This is a genomic window from Chlamydiota bacterium, assembly GCA_016178055.1.
Classification (GTDB): domain Bacteria; phylum Auribacterota; class JACPWU01; order JACPWU01; family JACPWU01; genus JACOUC01.
Map to the genome: position 1 here is coordinate 1 of JACOUC010000012.1, position 4,510 is coordinate 4,510.

The 4,510-nt window shown below is 44.0% G+C and carries 7 protein-coding genes; all 7 read right to left on the bottom strand.

Features of this window, described 5'->3' with window-relative positions; genetic code table 11:
• A partial coding sequence (locus HYS07_01660; GenBank protein MBI1869880.1) for an HlyD family efflux transporter periplasmic adaptor subunit occupies window positions 1-901 on the bottom strand: 901 nt, incomplete at its 3' end.
• Between the two features lie 11 nt (window positions 902-912).
• Window positions 913-1,590 (bottom strand): ABC transporter ATP-binding protein, encoded by a 678-nt coding sequence (locus HYS07_01665; protein ID MBI1869881.1) that lies wholly within the window; start codon window positions 1,588-1,590, stop codon window positions 913-915.
• Window positions 1,587-2,732 (bottom strand): ABC transporter permease, encoded by a 1,146-nt coding sequence (locus tag HYS07_01670; GenBank protein ID MBI1869882.1) that lies wholly within the window; start codon window positions 2,730-2,732, stop codon window positions 1,587-1,589. Before HYS07_01670 ends, HYS07_01665 begins: the two co-directional genes overlap by 4 nt.
• Window positions 2,722-3,228 (bottom strand): cyclic nucleotide-binding domain-containing protein, encoded by a 507-nt coding sequence (locus HYS07_01675; GenBank protein ID MBI1869883.1) that lies wholly within the window; start codon window positions 3,226-3,228, stop codon window positions 2,722-2,724. Before HYS07_01675 ends, HYS07_01670 begins: the two co-directional genes overlap by 11 nt.
• Window positions 3,215-4,066: a hypothetical protein gene (locus HYS07_01680; protein ID MBI1869884.1), complete on the bottom strand. Its 852-nt coding sequence runs from the start codon at window positions 4,064-4,066 to the stop codon at window positions 3,215-3,217. The genes HYS07_01675 and HYS07_01680 overlap by 14 nt, the downstream gene beginning before the upstream one ends.
• A gap of 22 nt (window positions 4,067-4,088) precedes the next feature.
• Window positions 4,089-4,310, bottom strand: a complete 222-nt coding sequence (locus tag HYS07_01685; protein MBI1869885.1) for a hypothetical protein — start codon at window positions 4,308-4,310, stop codon at window positions 4,089-4,091.
• An 18-nt stretch (window positions 4,311-4,328) separates the two neighbouring features.
• Entirely contained in the window at window positions 4,329-4,490 is a 162-nt protein-coding gene (locus HYS07_01690; protein ID MBI1869886.1) for a hypothetical protein, read from the bottom strand.
• Between the last annotated feature and the right edge of the window lie 20 nt (window positions 4,491-4,510).

The following is a 4,510-nucleotide window of genomic DNA, read 5'->3' on the forward strand; positions in this document are numbered from 1 at the left end:
TCGTCACATCCACACGGAGTCCCAATTTAAGAAATTCTTTTTTTTCGACGTCTAGCATCACCTCTAAAACGCTCGTGTCCTCCTTGGCCTTGGGATCTTCTGACTGAATTTTATTTTGTCCCATGATATCCAGAATTTGAATTACCGTGGCAGGGACACGTTCATGCGAAAAAGCTTCTGCACTCACCCAGGCCTTTGCACCCACCTTCACCTCCCGAATCCTTGCCTCATCTACCTCTGCTCGAATGCGCAAATGTTGCATATCCGCTAAAATTGCGATAGGCTGGGGCTCTACGGCCGTCATCACGGTTTCCCCTTCCTGAGCAGGAACTCTGACAACCCGTCCATCTATGGGAGCTTTTAAAAAAACCTTGCTTAAATTTGCCCTGGCGACCTGAAGCTCTCCCTCCTTCACTTTCAAAAGGGCCCTTGAACTTGCCCGTTTTCCAGAAGCCTGATCGAATTCAATTTTGGCCTGTTCCAAATCCTCCTGACTCACAACAGTTCCCAATTGTTCCCGACGCGCCAACCGATCCTTCATGTACGTCTCCTCTGTCTCAAGGAGTTGAATATTGGCCTGGCTTTCCTCAACGGCAGCGGTTGCAACCTCCACTTGTGCCTCTAAATCATCATGTACTAATTCTGAAATAAGCTGGCCGGCTTTCACCTCATCTCTCTCTTTGACATAAATTTTCTGAATCGTTCCGGGCCGGTCAAAAGAAAGCTGAATTTCTTGGGAAACCGATTCCACTTTTCCTGGGATGACCATACTCATATTTAAAGGAGGTTTGATCATCTGATCTTTTTCAAGTTTCGCTTTCGGCCAGAGAAAATAGAGTAACGTCCCAAAGAGGAGTCCAACCGCCCAGAACCAGGGCTTCTTAAAATTTTTTGAGTCCATTAAGTTTCCTTTCAACCATTCACCATCTGTCCATCCTGAATTTTGATAATGTGATCTGCAAATTTTTCTAATCTCAAATCATGTGTCACCACCACCAAGGCATGCCCTTCTTGAGTGGTCAATTCATCCAAAAGCTCCATGACTTCCATGGCCGTATGCGTATCCAAAGCCCCCGTAGGTTCATCCGCCAAAAGGATGGGGGGATTACCAGCCAAGGCCCGAGCAATGGCAACCCTTTGTTTTTCCCCTCCGGAAAGATGATTCGACATGGCTTTTTTTCGATGCGCCACATGAACACGTTCTAGAAGATGCTCTGCTTCCTTAAAGGAATCTGCTTTAGCCCCTTTTTTTAATTGCAATATCAACGCCACATTCTCAAGGGCATTCAATGCATCAAAAAGATGAGGGTCCTGAAAAACAAAACCAAAATAAAAGGCTCGAATCAAAGCCAAATCCTTCTCACTATTTTTAGTGATATCCTGATCCCCTACATGTATTTGTCCCGAACTCGCCCTTAAAAGACAGCCCAAAATGGATAAGAAGGTCGTTTTACCACTCCCAGACGGTCCCACAATCAAAACACGTTCGCCCGGCATCAACGTAAACGTGATTTGCCTCAAGGCATGCACCACAGCCTCATCCGAACCATAGGTCTTACTCACCTTTTCAAACCTAATGAGAGGCCTCATCGTTGAAACACCAAGATCGGCTCCAGTTTAAGAACCTTACGCACAGCCAAAAAGGATGACAAGTAGCATAAAAGAAGAATCATAGATAAAAGGGTTGTCACTGTTTTCGCTGGTAAGATGACATTAATCCCAGATGCGACAATCCCTCGCGTCAGTATCCAAGTCGCTCCATACCCCAACAGACATCCCAGAAATCCCAGTAGAAGCGATTGATAACCAATTAGGGTGATGACCCTTTGATTGCTCACGCCTACCGCCTTCAATGTTCCATACTCCTTCAAATGATCGCTGATCGACATGTAAAGAGTCAAGGAAACAACCCCGACCCCGATTACCATCCCCATAAAAGCTGAAGTGAAAAGGGCGACCCCCACCCCCGTGGTCCTGGACCAATAATTTCTCGTACGAGCACTAAATTCCTGACGCGTGTAAACATCAATGTTTTTAACCCCTTCTTTCATCTCTTTTTTGACTCTTTCGGGAGAGGCTTGAGAATCCAATTTTACCAATAAGTAAACAACTTGATTTTCTTCCAAATGACAAAAACGCCGTGCATCTTTAAGAGAAGTAAAAACAACAGGAGCCGTGATAAAAGAACGAATCCCTTCGGTAAAACCCCTCACCGTGGCCCTCTGACCCCACATTTCAGTACGATGTCCCAGACCTTCCACCCCTAATTTTTTCATATCGGTACGATCCATGATGACCGAACGTTCTTTCTCCAAAACTTCAAAAGATCCCTCAACGATATTCCAAGGCCTTAGCATCTGGGGATCTCGCTCAAGTCCAATCACTTGAGGTCCCTCAAAACCTCCTTTGGGTGTCTTCCAAAACGTCCCTCCCAAAATCATTTTTTCTACCCTAGCCACTCCCGAAATACTGTAAACCTTGTAGTAATAGCGCTCATCCATCGCCTGGGCAACATCGAAATTTTCGGTTCCTTGTTTCATGACCCAAAGATCTGCCGTAGAATGATCAATCACACTGGAGGCATTCTCCATATATCCCAAATACATCCCTGTCTGGATTAAAGACAGCAATACCGAAAACGAGATCCCTAAGATAGCTGCAATAGCCTTCACCCGATCATGAAGTAAGGACTTGAACGCAAACAAAAAAGAAGGAGAAATGCTATTCATCATCCAATTCTTCTCCCAACGAAGTGGCCTCCAACCCCCAAATCACGGCCTCTTGAAGCTTTTCGGTCGTCTTTCGCAGACGATTCACCAGTTCTTTCAATAACAAACGGTAAAATTGAGATGCTAGATGTGGCAACTCTCTTTCAATATCCGCTAATTTCTCTTTTTCTAGAATGAGAAGCACACTCTGGACCTCTGTTTGAACGGTCGCAGACCGAGGACTGTCATCCACGAGAGAAAGTTCCCCAAAAAAATCGCCTACCCCAAATCGAGCCAGAACCTCTTCAACATCCCCTTTCACCTTTTTACTCACCACCACCGATCCGGATTTCACAAAATACATTTTAGACTCTCGATCCCCTTCCCAAAAAACCACTTTTTTTGCCTTGAACAACTGAAGAGTCACCATTTTGGAAAAGGCCTCTTTTTCCTGCAAAGTCCATTGAGAGGTCAAAGAGCATGTATCAAAAAAGGCCGAGGGAGAATCAGATTTTTCCATTCAAGAAACTCCAGATACTGTAGGTCAAGATCAAACCGATCGAGACAATCGAAATCAGTCCATAGGCCAGGGGAATCCCCTGTTTTTTTTCTCTTCCAAAAGAAGAAATATTTTTCAAGGCATGTATCGCCTCTTTCCTCAGATGGGGAAATTTTAAAAGATCAATCAGAATATAATACCCATCCATTTCCAGAAAAAGAAAGGGATAAAGATTGATCAATGTCCCCACATAGCAATTAAAGGCAAACAAATAAAATATAAATTCATATCTCGGAAAAAAAAGAGAAGCTAAAACAGCCAATGAACCCAAAAGCCAGCTTGAATAAGGTCCTGCAAAAGCCACCTTCATTCTCACATGGGCGCTCGCCATCCAGATATCGGTCACATCCGCATAAAAAACAGGGAGCACATGATGAAGAAGGGTGAATCCAAAATCTCGCACCCGATAACCAAAATGCTTGGTGGTGAGGGCATGCGCCAACTCATGAATGGGAATCACAGGAATGAGAATCAAATAGGCGACCAGCCATTTCCAAGGCGCATCTAAAAAAGAGGCAGGGGTATAGTGTAGACACACGAAAGATTTTACAAACAGGAAAGTGGCCCATCCCCCCAAGACAAGCGAGGCATCAATAAACACTTTATGAAACAAAACCCAACCCGTTTTTGCATAAATCCAACTTATTCTCTGATCTACATTTTGAATCTTAAAATCCAATGAGAGCCAAGTCGAGAGGGCTCTCGAAAACAAACGCGACACAGGATGATGAAAACGGTTTAAAAATCTTTGAACATGGACAAGGGGTATTTTTGACTCGATTAAACCTGCCCCTTTCAACAGTCACACCTCCTTTCACTCTTTACATTGCCTGCTGTTTACGGTCGTAAAACTCTTTTGCAAAGGTTTGAGAAAAACCCCGTGCCTTCTCTGGACTGATTTTCTTGATTTGACTTAATTCTTCAGACGATACGTCTAACCCGGTCTCTTTGATCTTCGCTTCCGGATCCTTGAGAAACCCATCCAAAAACTGCTTGTCTGACAACGCCTTCCCAATCAATTGTTCAATCCCTTTTTGACTCATACTCGCTCCTTTCGACTGTTAAGATTTCAAGGGATTCATTCGACGAATGCCTTGAAAGCGGTCAAAAACACTGTCATTGCTGACCATCCATTGAATCCCATTGTTTTTCATACATGCAACGTGGTAGAAATCCTTCATGACTTCCTCAAAAGATAAAACGCCCTCTTTTTTCTGACTCATGGAGTCTTCAGCCTATATAA

Bases quoted from the DNA above. Each gene is read 5' to 3' on its own strand.
- HYS07_01665 (MBI1869881.1), bottom strand. From the start codon at position 1,590: ATGAGGCCTCTCATTAGGTTTGAAAAGGTGAGTAAGACCTATGGTTCG.
- HYS07_01670 (MBI1869882.1), bottom strand. From the start codon at position 2,732: ATGATGAATAGCATTTCTCCTTCTTTTTTGTTTGCGTTCAAGTCCTTA.
- HYS07_01675 (MBI1869883.1), bottom strand. From the start codon at position 3,228: ATGGAAAAATCTGATTCTCCCTCGGCCTTTTTTGATACATGCTCTTTG.
- HYS07_01685 (MBI1869885.1), bottom strand. From the start codon at position 4,310: ATGAGTCAAAAAGGGATTGAACAATTGATTGGGAAGGCGTTGTCAGAC.
- HYS07_01690 (MBI1869886.1), bottom strand. From the start codon at position 4,490: ATGAGTCAGAAAAAAGAGGGCGTTTTATCTTTTGAGGAAGTCATGAAG.